This window comes from Legionella sp., from assembly GCF_049790535.1.
GTDB lineage: Bacteria > Pseudomonadota > Gammaproteobacteria > Legionellales > Legionellaceae > Legionella.
Window position 1 is genome coordinate 1 of sequence record NZ_JBAQZB010000100.1, and the last position, 1,865, is coordinate 1,865.

Sequence of the window (1,865 nt, forward strand, 5' to 3'; positions counted from 1 at the left end):
AGCCTTGCTTTAGGCCATCCATTCGCAGCTACTGGAGGGCGTTTGGTTGGCTCTGCAGCTAAAATATTGGTAGAAAAAGGTAAAGGACGTATTTTAATTAGTGTTTGTACCGCTGGAGGAATGGGAGTTGCTGCCATTATTGAACGTTAAGAACGTTCAGGATTAACCAATCGGGTGCATTATAGTATTTTCTGTATAATTTACTCAAAAATGACCAACATCCATGTTATATCATATGGCCTCACTCATCAGAGAAGCTCGCTACTAAGCAAGGTATAAGCATTGTAAACTTTTCTTAGTTATATTTGGTGTTGGACAAACAAGTCCATCATCAACTTTTATATAAATGAAAAATACTCCTAATAAGGTCTAATAATTACTTTCGTACCAATTTTAATAAAATTATGACTTAACCAACTGGCATCACTTGGAATCAAACGTACGCAACCATGACTGGCGTTATAATTTGGAACCTCATAAGAACCATGTATTGCATAATTTTTACTAAAATACATACAATAAGGCATAGGTGCACCACCCCTCCCTACTGGGTAACGACTTGAACGACAACCAGGCCCCCCCTTACTCCATACTCGATAAACCCCTGCTGGAGTCTTGCATCCGCGGTGAATATCTGGACAATATTTTCTTCCTCCCGAAGCTCTACCGGTGCGAACTACTTTGCCATACTCATCAATAGCTTTCCATGATAACGAATTAGGATTAAAAATAAAGGTGTTACTTGCAGCATAAGTTGAGCAAAATGGAAAAAGAACTAATGAAAGTAATAATATGCAAGGTACCAATAAAGTAAGACGTTGCTTTTCCATAATAATTCCTTTTTAATATTCTTCACATCCATATTTTAGTTCAAATAATGAACAAAACAAATTAATTTAAGGCAAAAAAGGATTATTTGTTCTACTATATACATTAAGAGGACAGATCAAGGATAATAGAATTATGCAAAAACAAACACTTATTGCTGTCTCAATGTTGCTTGGTAGCGGCTTAATATATGCAGATACCTCTGTTTCAAGCGCCACTAAGAGTCCTGCCGCTGAAGCCATAACAACTCCAACGACAACACAATCATCTAGTTCATCTGATATTACTAAGACGAAATGGTTAAATTCTATAGTACCCATATTACCAACGCTTATTTGTAAGGGATTCATGAGTGACCCAGATTTGAAACAACGGCTTGAGACAATCAAAATGAATTATGATCAATGCGTCAGTGTCCTTCCTGAAAGTGTAAGTAAATGTCAAAACCAACTCTACGCCAATATTCCAGAAAAAATCAATGCTACTGATGCCGCAACATGGGGAAAAAACTTTGGTGAATGCATTGGTAAAGATTTTGCAATGAAATATCTGCTTCCTAAAGAAATCAAATAACTATAATCAGTTGATATAAGTAATAGAAAAAGAAGTGCTGTGGGAACAGAACTTACCCTTTACCCCAAATTAATTTCGGAATCAATAAACTCGTGCTTAGCTGCCTTTTTACTTTTAATTTTTATAGCCTCAGGACGACGTAACTCATCATCATTAAAATCATCAACTTTGATGATGGCCTGTCGTGCTAGCTCTGCTTCTTTCAATTGTTTAGCTTCTTCATGATTTAACAAATTACAGCTTAAAGCTTCTTCAATTTGATTAAGTAGTGTAAGCGATTTTAATATATGATCTTTCACTGCCCGCATTACTTTTCTTTCCAATTCTTCTACAGCACAAACTTTATAAAATGCTTCTTCTAAACGGCCTATTGGACAATTTTTACCCGGTTTTTTGTAAACTAAACGAGTTAAACGAGAGCGGGTGTCTCCAGGTTCAATTAATATTCTTGCTAATTTATGACC

General features: G+C 35.9%; 3 protein-coding genes and 1 pseudogene. 2 read left to right on the forward strand and 2 right to left on the reverse strand.

The genetic code is table 11. The annotated features are described in order from the left end of the window. Positions 1 to 150 (forward strand): annotated as a pseudogene (locus WA877_RS05985) (acetyl-CoA C-acetyltransferase); the annotation flags it as partial. A gap of 209 nt (positions 151 to 359) precedes the next feature. On the opposite strand, the gene WA877_RS05990 reads toward WA877_RS05985, so the two are convergent. Further along, positions 360 to 830 (reverse strand): L,D-transpeptidase, encoded by a 471-nt coding sequence (locus tag WA877_RS05990; RefSeq protein ID WP_425170019.1) that lies wholly within the window; start codon positions 828 to 830, stop codon positions 360 to 362. 133 nt (positions 831 to 963) lie between these two features. Here WA877_RS05990 and WA877_RS05995 point away from each other — a divergent pair, with 133 nt between their 5' ends. Further along, the gene (locus WA877_RS05995) at positions 964 to 1,401 is read left to right on the forward strand and encodes a hypothetical protein (protein ID WP_425170020.1); all 438 of its coding nucleotides are present in this window, start codon (positions 964 to 966) and stop codon (positions 1,399 to 1,401) included. A 59-nt stretch (positions 1,402 to 1,460) separates the two neighbouring features. On the opposite strand, the gene WA877_RS06000 is transcribed toward WA877_RS05995, so the two are convergent. Continuing rightward, positions 1,461 to 1,865 (reverse strand): acyl-CoA dehydrogenase domain-containing protein (locus tag WA877_RS06000; RefSeq protein ID WP_425170021.1); only part of this gene is annotated, 405 nt, incomplete at its 5' end.

Excerpts from the sequence above, each read along its gene's own strand:
- WA877_RS05990 (WP_425170019.1), bottom strand. The coding sequence starts at position 830 with ATGGAAAAGCAACGTCTTACTTTATTGGTACCTTGCATATTATTACTT.
- WA877_RS05995 (WP_425170020.1), top strand. The coding sequence starts at position 964 with ATGCAAAAACAAACACTTATTGCTGTCTCAATGTTGCTTGGTAGCGGC.